Genomic DNA, 19947 nt, shown 5'->3' with positions numbered 1-19947 from the left:
TCAAAGGTACCTGCGACATCGTGTTCGCCGTAGGGCTAACAGGAGGGGTGGCGTCGGGCAAAAGCCTTGCAGCCCACATTCTGGAAAGTCTAGGAGCGATCCGCTTCAGTGCGGACGAGGCCTCGCGGGCCGTAACCGGGGCGAATAGTCCCCTCGTTTCGGAGATCGCACGAACCTTCGGGCCACAAGTGCTCTTGCCTTCCGGGGCGCTCAATCGGGCTTATCTGGCTAAGCGCATCTTCGCCGATGCGCAGACCCGCCAGAGACTGGAGCGTTTGCTCCACCCGGCGATCCTGAGGCTCCTCTGGGCGCAGATGGAAGCCTGTCGCTACGATTTTGCAGCGGATACGATCGTGGTCGTGGAGGTTCCGCTGCTATTCGAGGTTCATCTGGAAGGGTGGTTTCATCGAACCGTTGCCGTATTCGCACCGGAGGCGGTGTTGCTGGAACGAATACAAGCACGGGATATGTTATCTAAAAAGGAGGCCAAACTGCGCCTTGCGGCACAATGGCCTGTGGAACAAAAGGCTGCGCGTGCCGACTACGTTTTGAGGAATGAGGGGGACATCTCACAGTTTCATCATGCTGTTCTCCGTCTGTGGAACATCCTGCGACAAGAGGCGCAAGGCCAGGAAAGACCCTTCCAAATACACCGACCGCAATTTATCGAATAACGGCTCTACAAAAAGAATGCCTTTCACACAAAAAAAGTACTTGCAATTTGCACGGCGCTGTGATATAATGCAAACGACACAGCACCTATGCCGTGTCGGGCACTCCCTCCCGACCCGTTTTCCCCCCTTTATAAGGGCCGATGTGCGGTCTGTTCGCGAATCGAATAGTGCGTGTACACATCCCCCAGTCGAGAAGCTACTAACTGTAGCTTAAAAAGGAAGCGAGTAACATGTGTCCAGAATTAGGAGGTAGACCAGCATTGAAGCGAGCGCATAGCCGTTTTTATGGCCTCTATCTGCTTCTTTTCGTCGGGATCGTGGCCTTTTGTTCGTTAAACGCCCAAGCCCAAAGCCGGGCGCGTAGCCCAAAGAGTATGCGGCCACAAGACGTCTTACAGTCGCTTCGCTCCGTAGGGCCACGACCTCCCCACGTGTTCTATCCGCCCAATATGCCTAAGTTGCCGGATTGGGTTTTGAAGACACGATGGACGGGAGATGGACGCGCCCCTGGCGATCAGAACGTCATCCGGCAAACCATTCTGCTTACCAAAGCCAATCCTAACCTGCCTTTCTCCAATGTGCCGGCTACCTCTTCCAACGAACATCCTTTCTGGACCTCCGATGAGAAATATATCTACTTCGATAGCAATCGAAACAGCAGCACCGACTCCACGCCGAATGCTACCAACACCTACAACATCTTCCGCATGTTTCCCGACGGAACCGGTGTAACCCAGATTGTGCCGGCCAATATCAACCAGATCGAACCGGCCGTCTCCAAAGATGGGAGCCAGCTGGCTTTTGCCGGAGGTGGCAATTTCGTTTCCGGGGCCGGCACCGCCAACCCGGTAACCACCGGTTTTAATCTCTATCTCTATAACTTGAATCAGGGCGGCGCCGCAACGCCCGTTACCAACACAACTGCGGGCTTTGCCTTTGCCGACGTGCGTCACCCCACCTGGTCACCTGGTGGAGATGCCATTGCGTTTGCGGGTGAGTTGCAGGGCCAGAACGTCTATCATCTGTTCCTCTATACTTTGGCCAATGGGCAGATAACCCAACTCACCACCGGAGCCTCTAACGATATAAGCCCCGCCTGGTCACCGGATGGGCATTTCATCGCTTTTTCGACCAATGCCTCCGGTTTTGCCTCCGGTGCGGCTCCGGTGGCCGCTGCAGGTACCGTTAGCAATTACGATATATGGGTAATCTCCACAAATATTAATGCGATCCAGGCCGAGCGAATTACCAATTTTGCCGTAGGAGGCCAACAGAGCAATAATTATCATCCGGCTTGGAGTTCGCTGAATATAGATCCGCTTGGTATTATTCCCATCCAGCCAAACCCCTCGAATAATGGGCTAACTCAAAGTGAGCTTATGCTAGCCTTTGCTAGCGATCGTGAAGATACAAACAATGATGGAATAGCGAACGCAATTAACCCGAATCACTCTACAGATATCTATTGGCTGCAGGTACCGGAGCAATCACCTTCAGTCGGGGTTTTTACACTGATCGGAGAAAGTAGCGGGAATGTCGCCCATAAATTGCAGACAAGTCAGCCCGATACGGCTATGGACCCCAGTGAGCCGAGCTATAACTTCGATAAAGCGCATGTTTCCAACGAGGATTTTCCTACCTGGCCTCAGTACAAGAACTCCTATCGTATCGTGTTCCAGAGCGATCGGGGTGGAACCCTAGAGATATGGGGTTCTACTATGATAGATATTGACGCTCCAGCCTTGCTCAAGTACGATGCCTCTACGGATGAGATCGTGCATCTAGAAAAGGAGGCCGGCACGCATACCGGCATCTCGCAGCGCCAGTTCAATCCGGGAGATACTATTCGCATTTGTGTGCGTGCTGTGGATTATGAGAGCGGGGTTAATTCGGTCTACGTGCAGATTAAATGCCCCAACGCACAGCAGCTTAGCCCTGATAATATAGAACATCGTATCTTTTCGTTTGAGGGCGGTTTTGTAGGCGGCTCTGGTACCGGCATACAATCTATTTTCAATGCGGCTAATGGTGGCTTTCCGAAAGAACAGGATTACCAAGCAATAAATGCTAATGGGCCCGTGACAAATGGTGTGCCACAATTTCGCGGTCTAAACCAACCCAATCTTTATACTCCTGGGGTAGATGACCTTGATGCCTTCAGCGGAGCTGCTCACCCGCCAGATAGGTTTTGGTTGCAGCTCTACGATGACGGTCCTGTAAGTACAGGGGGACATGAGCCGCCTGGAGAAGTGGCTGGAGATGGTGTCTATACAGCGGACTGGACGACACCGGTTAACTTTCCTAGCGACTGGGTAATTGATGTCATTATCTATAACAATGCGGTAGACCCATTCAATACGCAGAAACAGTCCGACTGGCGCATCTACGATAATGTTTGGGGCTTCACGACTCAACCATTCCAGGCAACACATAATATACTCTACGTGGATGACTATGACAGTGGGCAGAAGTTCTTTTCCAACCGCTTCGGTTCTGGAAATTTTCAGGCCAGCAGCACGACCGGTTTTAACGGTATTCCAACAGAAAGTTATATGACCGAGTTTTCAAGGCAGTTCTTCCCGGATACCTATCAGGCCGGAACTGGACAACCCTCTCCGCTACTTGATTTTATGAACACTTTGGGGGCACAGTCTTATGGAGCATTTGTCGGAGATGGGGCCTATTATGATCCTACCGATGATGATGGTTCTGGCATGCCGCCCACGCAAAGTTACGATATCTGGCGTATCCAGTGCCGAGGGCCTATTCCTCAATCAGTGCTCAATGCCTATCTACCGTACTATGAAAATATCCCCCCTGATCCATCTGATCCGAAGCTGCCGAATAAGGTGCTTGTTGCAGAAAGGTGTGTGCTCTGGCACTCGCCTTATTCAGGGGACCTCTTCGTAGGACCTGGAACCATCTTAGACCCTCAAACTCAGACCATGCTTGCCAATTTCGTACAGGCGGGTGGTAGGCTTTTCATTGATGGACAAGACATCGCCTGGGGGCTGACTTTAGGAGGGACACAGCCAAACGCCTTTTTGTCGAATGTACTCTATGTCAACTATGTAGCCGATGCGGCAGGCACCGATCAGATCAATCTTCAGGGAGCACGTGGTAGTGCCCCCATTGCATGGGAAACGTGGTATGGAGGTGTACACCGCTATCCACCCTATCCCCCGATGGACACACCGAACAATCCACCCGGCAACAACAGCCCTATTTTCATAGGGCCTATTCTAAATCAAGCCTATACTGCTGCGGCTGCAGATACCTGGGATGATGTAACCGTTCCTGTACTGGTTGGCTTTAATGATGTAGTCACCTTCAACCCGCCTAGTGCGGTACAGTCGGGAGTAGATGGCGTTTATAGTAATGGAGATGGGCCGGCTATCATGTGGTATTACAACCCTGCTACCGGTGGTCGGGTGGTCTATTCCCCCTTTGGCTGGGAGGGGATTGTACCTAAAACCGTTGCGCTCCAAGGCAATCCTACTCCCTACCTCTGTATCAACCTGCGCATGGAACTGATCCATAATGTTCTCGACTTCCTGAGAACAGGGTACATTTTTGGCAGTGTGAGATCCTATAACGGCGGGGCAGCTGTGCCGTTGGCCAATGTGTTGGTGCGTGCTTTCGACTCGCAGGGCAATGAAGTTGGCACCGCTCTTTCACAGGCGGATGGCTCCTACGTTATTCGTGGACTCTATCCGAATGGTGTCTACTCGCTCGACGCAATTTCGCCGGGCTATGTGACCCAACATGCGACAGGAATCATTTTCCATGGCGGCTATGGCGCTCGCAACGACTTCTTCATGAGCCAGGCCCAGCCCGGTGTTATCTCCGGAAAAATCACCGATGCCATTACAGGACTGCCTGTGCCGAATATTACGGTTGAGGCGCTGGATATCTCCGGCTCTGCACCGGCGAATACCTTCTTTACCGGCGTGTCGGCCCCCGATGGCACCTACTTTATCAAGAACGTGCCGGCCAGCTCCTATGAGGTTTTCCCCATTCTGCCGGCTCAAGGCTATGTATCAAGCAACCCGGCTAACTACGGCGCCCCTCCCGGTCAGCCGGTGGTGGTGGCGCCAAGTCAAACGGTTTCCGGTAAGGACTTCGCCTTAATCCAAGCTCCAGGTACGATTACCGGGAAGGTGGATATCGCCGATGCCAACGGCAACGATACCGGCCAGCCTTTACCCGGCGCTACCATAACGGCAACATCTACCTCCAACACGCAAACGCAGTTTGTTTCGGCACCACCCACCGGTGGCTCCCAAAGCGATGGAACCTTTACCATTCCCAATGTATCGCCCGGCCAATATACGGTTACTGCCACGGCGCCAGGCTATAATCTCGTTAAGAGCGTTACCGTAACCGTAACCACACAACAGACAACTTCAGGCGTTCTTCTGCTGATGTCGCCCGTGCCGCCTGGTAGCATATCCGGTTTAGTTGCCACGTCGCTCGGAATTCCGGTCGGTGGGGCTACCATTACCGTGACAAATGCCGCCGGCAACGTGGTGGCTACCGGAACCTCCGGGGCAGTACAAACCACCACCAGCAACGGACAGACCTACAACTATAACTATAAGATCACCAACGTTCCTGCCGGTGCCACAGTAACCGTATCGGCAAGCAAGCCAGGCTATACCACGAAGACGGCAGCACAAACCGTAACCGTTACCTCGAATCAGGAGACTCAAAACGTCAACTTTACCCTCGATCCGTTGGCGGCCTTTAGTCCAAACCTTTCTTTGGTCTCCTCGCCCTACTACTTCACAACGGACGGTAATCCGAACAGCCCGCTGTTGGATGTGGCAACGTTACTGGGGGTGCCCGCTTCCGACGTTAGCAGTGGAGCCTTCCAGTTCACCCACTGGAACGCCTCGAATCAATCCTACGTGAACTATCCTAACGCGCCGGCCAATGCTTTCCAGCTTGGCCTCGGTTACTTCTTGCGCGATACCGACACGGCTACCGTAATGGCCATTACGAATCCAAACGGCATCACCGCGCCAAAGGACGCCAACGGCAACTACCTGCCCTTCAACATTCCGCTACAACAGGGCTGGAATATGATTGGCGATCCCTTCACCTCGTCGGTGAACTTTAACGGCCTGCAGGTTCAGCTCCAGAACGGTACCCTCATCAACGTAACCGCCGCCCAGGCTGGTCCGAACCCTGTACTGGGAGCCGCACTGTGGACTTACCAGAGCGGGAACTATGCGGTGGTCTACACGCTAGACCCGTTCCGAGGCTACTGGCTCTATGCTTTCCAACCTTGTACGCTCGTGGTGACCCCGAGCGCCCAGCAAGGGAGAGGTGTCTTTTCAACGGCAGGGCGCGCTTTGGAGTTTACATCGGGTGGAAACGGAAACTGGAAGCTCGATATTGTGGCAGCTACCGATCAATCTGCCTCGAAGGCAACCATAGGTGTCTGCAGTGGGGCGACCGATCAGTACGACCGCTATAAGATGCTCACTCCACCTGCTGTTGGTAGAAATACCGTGGTTCTGGGAGTAGATCACAGCGATTGGGGGCGACAAGCAGGGCTTTATAGTGTAGATGTACGCTCTGCATCTGCAACCACATGGAGGTTCACGCTTCAAGCAAATACCGGTGGGCAACCCGTGACGCTCACCTGGCCGAACCTCGCCATGGCGGGTAAGCACGACTTTATCTTCACCGATCTCGATAACGGAACGAGCTTCGAACTGCATGATCGCTCGAGTTACACGGTTCCGGTAGGGCAGGGGGCGATAACGCATCATTTCGAGATAGATGTCCGCCGTGCAACCCGCAGTCCCCTGCAGATACTGAACGTAACAGCTCTACTGAACACCAATAGGGCTACTGGACTGTCCGACTCGGCAACTATCAGCTATACTCTGACAACTGCCGCTAAGATGGTTGTGCGAATCTTGAACAACGGTCGTGTGGTGAGAACCTTAGAGGCAAATACCACGCGCGCGGCAGGCGCGAACCAGGTTGTTTGGGACCTGAAGTCTGATGGCGGTGTCCGTGTGCCAACCGGGGTCTATCAAGCACAGGTTATCGCCACGGATGCCAATGGACATCAGGTTCCGCGTGTGGTGCCTCTGGTGATCACACGATAACGGATTTAGGAGATACTTATATGTATAGGGGTCTCGATCGTCCGCTGCAAAGCGGGCAACTCGAAGAAGGAGATAAAAGAGTGAACGCTGTTGGCAGAAATATCCTATCTCGCATCGGCACATGGCTGTTCGCTGCGGCTTTTCTAGGAGCCGGCTTGCTTGGAGCCTTAAAGGCGAACGCGCAGACACAGCAACTGCGCGTGATGGTGGGTGACTTTGTAGATGAGCGCGCCCATTCCGCCGGTAGTCAGCTCGCCATCGCGGCCAAGAAGGACATGTACAACGAACTGGTAAGCGTGGGAGCCTCCAAGTTTGCTCCGGTGGACCCAGAGGAGCTAATGTCTCAGGCTAAATCGCTGACGCCTCCGCTTCCGACGCCGAGCGATCCCTACGGTCCCTACGGGTATAGTCTTTTTGACTACACACGGTTAGGGGAGGCCGTGGGCGCATCGGCCGTTCTTTCCGGCCGAATTCTCGTAACAAGTGGAGCTGGAGCGGCGGGTAAGCTGGTGCTTGAGACCACACTCACCAACCTCGTTGCTCAAGCGCCCATTAATGGCGCCCAAGTAGAGGTTGCCATCGCAAATGAGCCGGGTGAAAACGCCACTTCGCAAGAGGCTATTCTAAAGGCGGTAGATGACGCCGCGCTTTCTGCCGTAACCCAAATGGTTGCAAGACAGCTACTTACCGCCACCGTTCTGCAGATCAGTCGTGGACTGGTGGTGATTAATAAGGGAACTCGCGATGGTTTTCACGATGGAGATGACATCGCGGTGCTGCGGGAGCTGGCAGGTGGGCGACTGGTGAAGGTTGGGGTTATTCGTGTTATGCGTGCCTACGCCGATAACTCCGAGTGCGAAATTCGTGAAAATACAGGTGGTATCAGTCCCGAAGATATCGGATTAGTGCTCTATCGCCCACAATATGTATACACTCTAACGGGTGGCAAAAGCATCAATCGTGTCAACACGCGTATCAATCTCAGCGCTATTGGCAGTACATTGGCTGCACTTGGCCTCGGTGTCCTTCTTGTGTCCGCTGCTAAAGGGGGCCAGGCCACTACCACCAACGTTGTGGCAGAGGCCACCTCGCTGAACGGAGCTCCAGAGGTGAGGGTAACCTGGGGTGATAATCTTTTTGGCCAGGCGGGAGTTTTGCAGTATAAGATATACCGCCTCCCCGATTTCCCCCCAGGCTCTCCTGCTGTGGCCGGTTTGGGTAATAATAATGGTACTGGTACTGGGACAGGCACCGGTACTGGTACCGGTACAGGTAATGGAACGGGAACAGGAACAGGGTTTAACATTGCAACGGGTGTTCCTGTAGCTGCCGTTCCCCCTTCTTCACATGTCTATCTGGATCAGCCTTCACCCTATGATAGCTATGCTACGATTGGGGGGTTCTTTATCGGTTTTACCGGTTCTGCTGCAACAGGCAGTTTAACAGGTGGTGGTGCCGGTACGGGAACGGGTACAGGGACATCTACGAGTGGTGGCTGTGGTTTTGCGACTATCAGTAACTTCTTAGATACGGGCTTTACACCTGGAAAGTCCTATCAATATGAGGTCACAGCGATTCTCACCCGTCAACAACCTATCGTAAGCAGCGGTGGCAATACGGGCGGTGTCGGTGGTATCGGTGGTGGTATTGGTGGTGGCACCGGTGGTATCGGTGGTGGTGTTGGTGGTGGCACCGGTGGTATCGGTGGCGGTGTTGGTGGTGGCACCGGTGGTATCGGTGGCGGTGGTGGCATCGGTGGCGGGAACGGGAATGGTACCGGAACGAACGTTCTCTGCATTGAGACAGACCCTGTGCCCTCGAATTATGCCACACCGGTTATACCGCCAAATCCAACGGCGCCGGCGGCGGGAGCGTCGGTAGATATCCGCTCGTTCAACCCTACCTGGACAAGTCGTGTGGGGGCCGACCTCTTCGTGGTGGAAGTCTCTACCGACCGTACCTTCAAGAACCCGAAACTCATCTATCAAATACAGGTCTTTTCTACGGCGCCCACACAGGACGGCGTAGCGCAGACACTGCCGGCACCGGTAGACCTTACGAAGGCACCCCAACTGTTGGCCGATCCTACGTTTGCTGCCTTTGTGAGTGGTTCGGGGGGAACCGGCAGTACCCCAGCGACGCCTACCCTCTTCTACCGAATCGGTGCTCGCCATGATGAGGATGTTCCCGGACCGGTAAACTGGATCAGCCAAAGCGCCACAGACCCGAATAGGAACTTCCGTTTCGTCTATAGCGATCCGGTTCAATTCACCCCCACGCCGCTCCCGCCGGCACCCCCCGGCAAGAAAGCCAGCTTGGCCGCGGCCGTGTTGAATGCCAACGGAAGCCGCGCTGCTGTGCTGCACCCGGTGATGCCGCGCTCTGTGGGAATCATCCCCGGCGTGAGCCACCCAACGACGCCTCAACAGGTGCTGAACGGGCATGGGCGCGAGCGGCACTAAATAGAGCCTGGGGATGGATGCGGCGATAACATCCATCCCCTACCTAGATGAAGAGGATGAAGATAGGCTTGAAGGCAAAAGGTGCATTGAGGCAAACGGAGAAACAGAGAACCTTACCGGCGCTCCACGCCAACTCTGCGTTGCCCCTCCTACCGGAGGCGGCGCGGCGGCGTCAACAACAACCGTCTGAACAAGGAGTTTGGGCTATGGTGAAAAAATTTGGACTTCTTCTTACGGTTCTAACCTCGCTGTTCCTAATGGGAAACGGCCTCCGTAGCAAGGCGGATGGTGTTCCCGGTGCACAGACAGCTTTTGTGGATGGGCAGGTGGTGCTCTATTGCCAGCCCGGCACATCACAAAACGATGTGAACGCTCTGGCAGCTAAAGTGAACGCGCAACAGGTGATCCCGCTCCTACTGAAAGATTGTTATGAACTTATTTTGCCGGCAGCTAACGCCACGGATGCGGGGACTCTGAACGCCGTGGCCGCTTTGAAGGGCGACCCCCGTGTGAGGTGGGTTGGTCCTAATCGAATTTTTCATCTGATGGGCGCGCCTCCAACGGCAACACCCAACGATCCTCACTATACGAATGGTGATCAATGGCCCCTACCTCAAATTAACATGCCTGCAGCATGGGCTATTGAAAAGGGAACGGCGAACGTCGCAGATATAGATACCGGCTTTGATAATACACATCCGGATTTAACTGGGCAGTATATTATGCCCGGATATAACGCTGTGGATGGCTCTACCAATAATGCGCCCGGCGGTACTGACCCGGAAAATCAACATGGCGTGAGCACCAGCAGCATCATGGTGGCAATAACCAATAACAATATCGGTATGGCCTCGATATGTGGCTGGGGGAGCACCAAATGCCTAGGGATCAAGGCTGGTGATGCGAACGGTTTCACCGAGACAGCGCTTGTCAATGCCTCCCAGTATGTTCTAAATGTTGCTCAGCAAGATAACATTGTGGTGGTGAATGAGAGCTTGGGCGGACCGGGCGACCCAACGGATACAAGCGATCCCTATTATCAGGCAACAAAGGCACTGAGCGACGCAGGGATCATCGTCGTTGCCGCAGCAGGCAACGATAGTTCGGATAACCATCAGACCACACCGGCCGGGTTTACTTTTCCCAACCTTCTTACGGTCTCTGCTCTCAACAGAAACTCACAACTCACCTACTATTCGAGTTTTGGAAAGGTGGATATCTCAGCTCCTGGCGGCGAACAGACCTCAGATAACGACCCGAACGGTTTCTTGGTGGCTGTCAATGGAAGCTATGCTTTTGAACAGGGAACCTCGTTTGCTGCACCAGTGGTTAGTGGCGTCATTGCTCTCCTACGTTCGGTGCCGGGGGTAACACCTACCGCGGCGATTCAGGCCATCGAACAGTCGGCAAATCATATTATTACCGGCCAGCAGCAGGTGCCCGATCCCAAATATGGTTATGGGGAGGTAGATGCCTACCAAGCGCTCTTGCGCGTGATCGGGCACGTAGAAGTAGACAGCCCCATAGGAATTGATAACGCTACCGGCCTTTCCACCGATCCCTCCGGCAATCCACCGCCTCCGGTTGAAACCTTAAAACCGACCTTTACATTTGGCGTACGCAACATACCGCTCTCCAATATCAATATTGCCATTCTAAACCCGGATGGCACGACGACACCGTTGGTGACCAACGGAACTCCTGCGGCAGGGGTTTCCAACTTTTCGGTGACCGGCGATACCACAAGCTCCTATCCCGTGTATTCGATCTCCTTCCGCTACGCTTTCAACACGGTGCTGGCCTCCTCGCAGGTAACCGTTCAGATCACCGGTACGCCGGCCAATCCGAATATCCCGACACCTCAGCAGACGGTGACCTTCAATCTGCAGCCACACCGATTTCCTGCGGGCCTATCGTTGATCTCGATCCCAATCTACGAAAGCGCTACCGATTCGCCAACCGGCTCGTTCCGTAACGACATCCGCCAGATTCTAAGCGATCCTACCGCAGTGCTCTACAGCTGGGGAATACAGCCCTCTCTCAATAGTGCCGGGCAGGCGACCGCGCAGGGCGTTTATACACCGACTCCGGGCACGGTGGGTGCCTCTGCCTCCTTTACTTCGAGCGGTCTGCCGGCTTCATCCACTCCAGAAACCAACCCGCCACTGGGCCTAGGTTTCTTCTTGAAGACCACAGCCTCCGATATCTATCGAACTTATGGAAACTATATCACAAGTCAGTTTGTGAATATTCCGCTCCATGAAGGATGGAACCTTGTGGGCGATCCCTTCCCCTTCGCGGTGAGCTTTAACATCTGCTCTTTTGAAACACCCGGAGGGACGCTCTATTCGGCTGAGGATGCTGCAAAGGCTAACCTCATTCTGCCGTTTATCTACCGCTACGTGGGTGGGAGCTACCAGTTCGATACGCTGCCGCAAGGGCTTTTGAGGCCGTGGGAGGGAAGCTGGATATATGTGATACCGGCAAACCCAAATAGTTTAAGCACAAGCTATGTGCTTACGATGGTCGTTCCGCCCACGGGGAGCACCTCCGATACACTAGGTAGAGCGGCAAATACTAGTGTGCCCTCGTCCGGTGGGCCGAACAACTGGCGCCTACAGCTAGTTGCGGCCTCCGGCAGCGCGGTAGATGGGCATAACTATATCGGAGTATCTGCTCAACAGACCGATCCAAGCTTCACACGTGCGCCAAAGCCGCCACAGTTAACAAACGAGATATCGCTGAGCATCCTGGAACAGGGACGTGGCACCCAGAAAGAGCCCTATGCCATGTCACTACACGCTCCTGCCACTACGCAGACGTGGCAGGTGCTCGTGCAGTTTGCCAATAAAGGCACGCTCGTTACGGTCTCTTGGCCCAACATCGCACAGGTGCCCCACAATATCAAGCTGGTGCTAACCGACCAAACAACCGGGCAACAGATAGATATGCGCACGCGAAGCGCCTATCAATTCCTACCGACCGCCCAGGAGACGAGCCGGCAGTTTCAGATAACGGCCTCAACTTCCGTCACGGGCGGACGTCCACTGATCTCGGATCTGTTTGTAGACCCGGTGAACTCCAACCGCGCTGCAGGGCCGGCGGGCTTCGATATCCGCTATAATATCTCCCGTGATGCCAGTGTGGACATCGAAGTGCTGGCCTCGAATGGCCGTGTTGTGGGTATGGCTCAACCTTCTAGGGCGGTGACGGCCGGAGCGAACCACGCCTTCTGGAATGGGCGCGATTTAGCCGGTAATCCGGTACCTACCGGCGTGTACATCATCCAACTGCGGGCGGTAACATCTACCGGTGATGTCACCCGACAGACCATACCGCTGACCATCGCACGCTAGAAATTAAGACTGTCTCTCTCAAAGGAGAGAGACAGCCAAAGAAAAATTTTCAAGCCCCCTCGCTGAGCGATAAAAATAAAAAAAAGAACTGTCCTACCTGCTGGGCGGCATCGTTCCCCCACCGCTCGGCAAAATTAAGGGGTTCAGGGAGGTTAATTCTGGATGCAAAGAAAAACATCCTTTTTCAGGTGCCTCGCTTCCGCAGGCGTTCTGTTTGCGGTCGTTATCGGTTTGGGAGCGACACAAAAAGCACATGCGCAGGGATTCGGTGATCCCTACCCACCAGGTTATGGGTTTTTTACCGGCACGAACGTGAATGACTTGCTCTATACCTTCGTGTCTAATGGAATGGCCCTGACGATCGGTATAGGGCAGAATCAGGGTGGGGCTTTGGGTCTCTATACGGCCTCGAGTAACGACCCTGTATTCGATCCAAGCGATACCATCGCCCCATATTTTCCATTAAATGCTGTGAATGTCATTGACCCAACAACCGGACAGCAGGTTACCGCTTATCTTGGAACCCATATTTTCGTGAGAATTGATGGTGGCTTCTCCCAACTGACTCCTTTTGGCTATGACGCTATTTTCGGTGATCAGAAGTTGGGACAATGGATAGAGGCACCCCAACAGGTAGGCAATCACATTGAGGCCAAATGGCTGTCGCAACCGGTACTCACAAACGGTGGTGGTAACGGCGGAGGCGGCACCGGTGGCGGTGGCACTGGTGGCGGCGGCACCGGAGGTGGTACTGGTGGTGGGGGTGGTACTACAACTGTCCTGCCACCAGCAATTGAGGTAGACTTGGTAGCCTCCTTTGTGCATACGCAGTGCCGTCTGCAGATCACGGTGAAAAACGTGGATACGAAGGCGCATACGGTAAGTATCGGCCTCTTGGAGGAGCTTTCGGGCAATCCCCAGTCCTCATTCCTAAACTTCGGGACGCCTCTCTACCTCTATCCCGACAACTATGCCATTCATCACGAGACGGCGCTTTATGGGGCACAGATACCCAGCTATTTCTACTCCATGGCCAGAAATACTTTCACGCGTATTACGAATGCTCTTGTCTATCGAACGATCAAAGGAACCCTGGCTAACTCTCCCTACAACCAAGACCCAACGTTTGCAACTTCTTTGCCGCCATCGCGGATGATCATCGGCAATCTGTTGCCAATGGAGGGCAATTTAGGCGGAACGGCGCCAAACCCCCGAATCTACGACGAGTTCTGGCTTTATGATAGCGCCACTCCTATTCCCTTGCTTGGGATAACCTTGCTCGACCCAACACAATCCATCGATCAGCCTAACTCGGAGAGTATGGGCCTTGGGCTCTACTGGGATAATTTTCAGGTTCAACCCACAACCTCAAAGACCATCGTAACCTACTTGGGCGATAACAGTTGTAACTTCACGTTCGGCCAACCTCTCTCTCTGGCGATAAGTGCCCCGCAAGCCTTGCAGGTGTCAACGTCGGCCAATCAGTCGGTATTTGCGCCTCCGGGGGCTACGGGCACCAGCAACCAGTTTCAAATCAGCGCCTATGTAGATAACACAACCGATCTGATCAACCCCAATGCGTTAGCCCTAAGCCCTGTTACGGTGACCATCAGCCTTCCGAAGGGATTGCAGTTGGTGCCACCGCCTACAAATGGCTTCCAAAATAATGCCAATAACCCTAACAACAGCGCCACCGTTACCCTCCCATCATTGGCCTCGGGGCAAGAGCTACCGGTACAGTGGATTGTAACGCCTACAGGGGCAAGCACCGGCCCTATGGATATCTTGGTTTCGGCCCAGCCGGGGAATTTCGGAAACGGCGTGATAGCTCGCCGCACGATAGATGTTCCCGCTCCGGCGAGTTTTACCCTGCGCGGCAATGTTACAACACAAAATCACTATGTGATGCTTAGCATTCCTCTGCAGACGGGGCCGACACCGCCGTCCCAGGTACTGTTCCCAACGCTTCCGTCGCAACAGGTGGCACCCGATCTCGCTCAGTGGGACCCGGTTAACCTCATCTACAACTCCATCTCACAGTTCTCGCTGGGTAAGGCTTTCTGGATACTAAACCGCATCGCCAACGACCAGTTGATTCAGCTCAATACCGCGGCCTATCCGCCGTTATTGACAAATCAACAGTTTACTGTGAACTATCCGCAAGGGTGGAACCAGATCGGCGATCCTTACATCTATCCGGTTAACTTTGGAGAGGTGCAGATATTCGATCCAAGCACAGGACGTACATTCTCTATGCAGGATGCAGCCTCTCCACAGAACCATCTCATTCTGCCTATTGCGTTCTATTACGACACATCTAACCCCGACCCCACGCAGTGGCACTATGTGATGCTGCAGAATCTCGGCTTCACCATGCAGCCCTACCAAGGCTACTGGATCTACGTCCTGAAGAATAACCTCTCGTTCATCTATCCTGGGGTGACGCTGCCGGGCAGCAACATCACAAAGGCGACCACCATTGCGACTAACCAAAGTCGGGTCGCAACCGATAACTGGCAACTTCAGCTCTCTGCCTCGGCTGCCGATGGCATTGACAACGCCACCGTCATCGGGGTGGCGCCGCAGGCAAGCGATAGAGCCGATTTCTTTAAATATCCGAAACCGCCCTATATCAACAAGCAGCTTACGATGGAGATAACCCATCCGGAGTGGAATGGGGCGATCTATAGCGAGGACCTGCGTTCGCCAAGTCCTGTGCAGAAAACATGGACCCTGGTTATTAACTCGGTAAAGCCCTCGGAGCCGGTTACCATCGAGTGGCCTAACTTCAGCAGCCACGTGCCACGCACCTGGAAGCTTACTTTTACCGACCCGGCTACCGGCACGCAGTTCGATATGCGCTCGCGATCGGGGTATGTTGTGCATACCGACACCACCGGTCGTGCTACGGTGCAGATCACGGCCAGCCCGGCGAACCCCACGCCCAGCGTGCGCATCCTCTCCTTCGTCGTGAACGCGCCTACCCGTGCCGCCAGCGGTACAACGGCTCCGGTAGAGCTGGATTACAGCATCGCTGGTAGTGGAGATACCCACGTGCTGGTACGTAACTCTCATGGACAGGTCATTCGCAACCTTACACCGGTAGCCACGCGTAACACGGCCAATGGCCTGGAGGGCAAAGCGGTGTGGGATATGAAGACGCAATCGGGCACTGTGGTCTCAACCGGTGTCTATACAATGGACCTGGTGGTGGTAGCTCCTGATGGCACTCAGACCCATCAGACGCGCGTGTGCGTCATCACACGCTAATCACGTTAGAGATGGCAAGAGGGGACGAAACCCTCTTGCCGTAACGTTTTATCTGTCTATGCACTCGGCTCGACAAAAGACTCTTTTAGCCTGCATTCTAATCATGATAGGCCTCTGCGGTCTCGCCAAGTTGGCGTTGGCGCAGAGGTCTATGGTGACCCTCTCCGCCACGCGTGAGGTGATTTTGGCGGATGGAAAACAGCAGACACTCATCATTGCCGATGTTCGTGATCAGAACGGCAATCCCCTAAATGGCGCCACCGTCCTCTTTCAAACCACCGCTGGAACGCTCACACAGACGCGAGTAACGGCCGTAGGCGGCATCGCGCAGACGCGACTTATTAGCGCTCCCTTCCCCACGGTGGCACAAGTTACGGCGATCGCCGAAGGCGCTGGGGTAGGCGCCTCAAATGCCCTTCAGATCGAGTTTACCAACGACCCGGAAGCGACCGTCGAGGGCAACAACTATGTGCTCTTTACCGGAAAGTATGTTGCCTATAGCGCCACCGATCGCATCATCGAGGCCTTTAGCGTTAACGGTGGCTCAGAGCTTTCGTATCGCAACTTCGACATAAAAGCCGACCGCATTCAGTTTCATTGCGATGATAACGCCGTGGTGCGGGCTGCGGATAACATTACCCTGCGTCGAGGGAAGCATGTCATTCATGCCATTCGGCTTTACTATAGTTTAGGCACGGGAATGGGCTATGCTATCGCGAAATGGAACGGCAGTGTGCAACAGGTGGAGATCACAGGGGTAGACCTGCAGATGCAGAAGCCGCACGGCATTGTGCCCCCGGCCTATTTTACAATGCCGCAAATGCAGGTGAAACTCGTGGTGGTGGCGCGCTCTATCGCCTATTTCCCGGGTGATAAGCTTCAGTTCACCCGTCCTCGTTTCTTTCAAGACAATCTGCAAATCTTGAGCCTGCCTTACTACGAGATGAGTCTCAACTCCGATCAGCTCTTCTCCGATCACTTCATTAGCGTTGGCTCACGAGGCTTCGGACTCGAACTCCCCTTCTATTACAACCTCACCCCGCGTAGCTCGGGTATTCTCTACCTTCGTCATGACCAACAGTTAGGAAGAGGCTACTTTAGCACCGACCCTGGTTGGTCTATTGACCTTATGCAAAGCTACTCCGGCACAGGAGAAATGCGCTACGAAGGCTCTTATGGCTTTACCGATTTAACGCGCGGGGGGTGGGGGTTTCAATGGACTCATACCCAGGAGTTTTCGGATAGCACCCAGGGCGCCTTCGCCTTAGACTTTCCCCATCATACCGGCCTGATCGGTAGTCTCGACCTAAGCACGCACGGCAAACTCGGGCGCTTGGGGGTAGATTTTAATGGAGGACAGACATGGGTTTCCCCTACGGAGACCTCATTGGAGGGTGACCTCTATCTTGAGACCAATCCAAGCTCCTATGGATTTGCAAAGGGATGGCGCTATGTGTTTGGCACACGCTACTCCTCAAACTACTTCCGCACTTCCGGCAGCCTTGCCTCGTTAACCAACGCTTCGTCGGAAGAGATAACCTGGCGAACCTTCCCGGCAATGCCGATGCTGTTAGACCGACGGACAACCCTGAACGTCTCCTTCACCCTAGGCCATATGTGGACAACAAACCATCTCACCGGCCTCACCTCTCAAATCTCGTTGGGGCTTGATCGCACTCTTCCCAACGGTGGAGATATTAACTTCAGCTACGATTTTCTTTCCACACCAAACCCGGCCTACAACGAAGACGGCAAACATCGAGTTAGCATCACGTATCAGGTGGGGCGCTCGAAACATTTTGCGCTTGGGCTTGCCGGAACGGCCTTTTTAGATAGCCCGAGCGCCAGCTTTTTGGCCGACGCCGTCTATCGTATTGACTCTCATTGGCGTCTGATCGCTTCGGCAACCCTCCAACACGGCAGCTTTTTGGATTATCAAGATTTTGAGTTCACCGTTGGCCGGCGTATCGGCGCCAGAGAGCTGCAGCTAACCTACTCCACCTACACAAAACGCATCTATGTTGACCTCACCAGCACGAACTGGTAAAAGGGGCGATGGCTTTCTTAAACGAATCGGCAGGGTAATTTCAAAGCCTTTTGTAGCTTTGCGAGATAGACCTTGTTTGGAATCTCGATGGCCCCCAAGCGCTGTAGGTGCGGCGTTAGATACTGTACGTCCAGCAGCACGAAGTTACGCTCTTTAAGGCGATGCACAAGGGCGGCTAGGGCTACTTTAGAGGCATCGGTTTCTCGGTGGAACATGCTCTCTGCCATGAAAGCCCCTCCTAAAGCAACACCGTAGGTGCCGCCTACGAGACGCCCCTCGCGCCATGTCTCCACGCTATGCGCCAAGCCACGTCGGTGAAGTTCGGTGTAGACCCGAATGAAGTCCTCGGTTATCCAGGTTCCTTCGGGCCTATCGGCACAGCCGCGCATAACCTCCTCAAAGGCCGTGTTAATGCGTACTTCAAAGCGCCCTTTGCGGATCGTTTTGGCCAACGAGCGCGAGACATGAAAACCATCGAGAGGCATGATCGCACGCATCTCGGGCCGAAACCACAAAATCTCTTTTGCCTCCTCAACATACATGGGAAAGATTCCCATGCTGTAGGCCCAGACCACCGTTTCTGGCGTGAAAGGGATCATACAGACTATCCTTATGGGATCGGCTCTTTTTATGGTACCCTGTTGACTTTGGTGGTAGACTGTGTTAGCGGAAAAGGAGGTTCTAGGCAAGTTTGATAGTTACTATTGATGGCCCAGCAGGAGCCGGTAAAAGCTCGGTAGCACGAAAATTAGCGCAGGCGCTCGGCTACACCTATATAGACACAGGAGCCATGTATCGGGCTGTGGCCTTGGCGGCTTTAAGACGTAAAATCGCTCTGTCGGATGCCGAAACGTTAGCCCAATTGGCTCGCACGCTGCCTATTCGCTTCGGGCCGCTCTCTCCTGTCGGGATACAACGGGTATGGATAGGGGAAGGAGAGAGCGCCGAGGAGGTTACCGAGGCCATTCGTACGCCAGAAGTGTCGCAAGCCACCTCGATCATCTCCACCCACTCGGCGGTGCGCAGAGCGCTTGTGGAGCGGCAACGCCAGATGGCGTTAGCGGCAGAAAACGGGGTGGTGCTCGAAGGTCGTGATACAGGAACGGTGGTTGTGCCGGAGGCCGAGCTGAAGATATTCCTTACGGCTTCGCCCCAAGAGCGTGCTCGGCGACGCGCGGCCGAGCTAAGAGCACAAGGCTTGGAGGTCTCCGAGGAGACGATATTGAAGGAGCAGGAAGAGCGCGATGCGCGTGATAGCCAACGTGCCGACTCGCCTCTGCGCCCGGCACCCGATGCCATCCTCCTCAATACCGATGGTCTCGACCTCGATGCAGTAGTCCAGCAGATACTTAGACTTCATCAAGAGCGCTGTAACCAAAGACGATGTGGGGTGTCAGAAGCGTGAAAGAAGGGGCGACCTGGAAAGAAGTAGGGCTTCCGTGTTGGTATCATCGTCTTTGCCGATATCCATTGGCATGGATATTTCGGCTCTTTTTCCGTCTCTATGGACGGCTTCAGGTGATCGGTCTGGAAAATATCCCTAAGACCGGCGCCCTGATTCTTGCGGCCAACCATTTAAGCTATCTCGATCCCCCGCTCGGATGGGCTGTTATCGCACGGCGGCGCTGGATATGGGGGGTGGCTAAGATCGATCTTTGGCATCATCCCATTACTCGTTTTGTAACTCGCACAATGCAAGGCATTCCTGTGCGACGTGGTAAAGCCGATCTGCGTATGTTTCATCTCGTTTTAGAGCTTTTGGAAAAAGGCGAGGCGATAGGCTTTTTTCCGGAGGGCGGTCGCAGTCGGGACGGAAGCCTTCAGCCGGCGCAACCGGGTTTGGCGCTGTTGGTGCAAAAAAGCGGCGCCCCTGTAGTCCCGGTTGGCGTTGTGGGGACGTTCGATATGCTGCCTCCCGGAGCGAAAAAGCTACGACGGGCACGCCTTGCCATCTGTTTCGGCCCGCCCATCCATTTTTCGCCCGATGCCTCGCGCGAACAGATTCTCGAAACC

The 19947-nt window shown here is 54.3% G+C and carries 10 protein-coding genes; 9 read left to right on the top strand and 1 reads right to left on the bottom strand.

Annotated elements, in window-relative coordinates; translation table 11 throughout:
* The first annotated feature begins 20 nt into the window (after positions 1-20).
* The 7 genes from coaE (at position 21) to VKV29_RS12405 (ending at position 17934) form a co-directional block, all read left to right on the top strand.
* Positions 21-674 (top strand): dephospho-CoA kinase, encoded by a 654-nt coding sequence (gene coaE / locus VKV29_RS12435; RefSeq protein WP_324201630.1) that lies wholly within the window; start codon positions 21-23, stop codon positions 672-674.
* A gap of 260 nt (positions 675-934) precedes the next feature.
* Positions 935-6799: a carboxypeptidase regulatory-like domain-containing protein gene (locus VKV29_RS12430; RefSeq protein ID WP_324201629.1), complete on the top strand. Its 5865-nt coding sequence runs from the start codon at positions 935-937 to the stop codon at positions 6797-6799.
* 20 nt (positions 6800-6819) lie between these two features.
* On the top strand, positions 6820-9261 hold the full coding sequence (locus VKV29_RS12425; protein WP_324201628.1) for a hypothetical protein: 2442 nt from the start codon (positions 6820-6822) through the stop codon (positions 9259-9261).
* A gap of 13 nt (positions 9262-9274) precedes the next feature.
* Positions 9275-9451: a hypothetical protein gene (locus VKV29_RS12420; protein WP_324201627.1), complete on the top strand. Its 177-nt coding sequence runs from the start codon at positions 9275-9277 to the stop codon at positions 9449-9451.
* 16 nt (positions 9452-9467) lie between these two features.
* Complete coding sequence (locus VKV29_RS12415; protein WP_324201626.1) at positions 9468-12617, top strand: S8 family serine peptidase; 3150 nt, start codon at positions 9468-9470, stop codon at positions 12615-12617.
* A 162-nt stretch (positions 12618-12779) separates the two neighbouring features.
* Positions 12780-15887 (top strand): hypothetical protein, encoded by a 3108-nt coding sequence (locus VKV29_RS12410; protein ID WP_324201625.1) that lies wholly within the window; start codon positions 12780-12782, stop codon positions 15885-15887.
* Between the two features lie 151 nt (positions 15888-16038).
* On the top strand, positions 16039-17934 hold the full coding sequence (locus VKV29_RS12405; RefSeq protein ID WP_324201624.1) for an Ig-like domain-containing protein: 1896 nt from the start codon (positions 16039-16041) through the stop codon (positions 17932-17934).
* 17 nt (positions 17935-17951) lie between these two features.
* Here VKV29_RS12405 and aat read toward each other — a convergent pair whose 3' ends face one another.
* Positions 17952-18533, bottom strand: a complete 582-nt coding sequence (gene aat, locus VKV29_RS12400; RefSeq protein WP_324201623.1) for a leucyl/phenylalanyl-tRNA--protein transferase — start codon at positions 18531-18533, stop codon at positions 17952-17954.
* A 92-nt stretch (positions 18534-18625) separates the two neighbouring features.
* Here aat and cmk point away from each other — a divergent pair, with 92 nt between their 5' ends.
* On the top strand, positions 18626-19339 hold the full coding sequence (gene cmk, locus VKV29_RS12395) for a (d)CMP kinase (RefSeq protein WP_324201622.1): 714 nt from the start codon (positions 18626-18628) through the stop codon (positions 19337-19339).
* Positions 19336-19947, top strand: a 612-nt coding sequence (locus VKV29_RS12390) for a lysophospholipid acyltransferase family protein (RefSeq protein ID WP_324201621.1), incomplete at its 3' end; no start/stop codon positions are given. The genes cmk and VKV29_RS12390, both read left to right, overlap by 4 nt.

Source organism: Chthonomonas sp., from assembly GCF_035294165.1.
GTDB lineage: Bacteria > Armatimonadota > Chthonomonadetes > Chthonomonadales > Chthonomonadaceae > Chthonomonas.
This window is presented reverse-complemented; position numbering and strand designations above follow the sequence as displayed.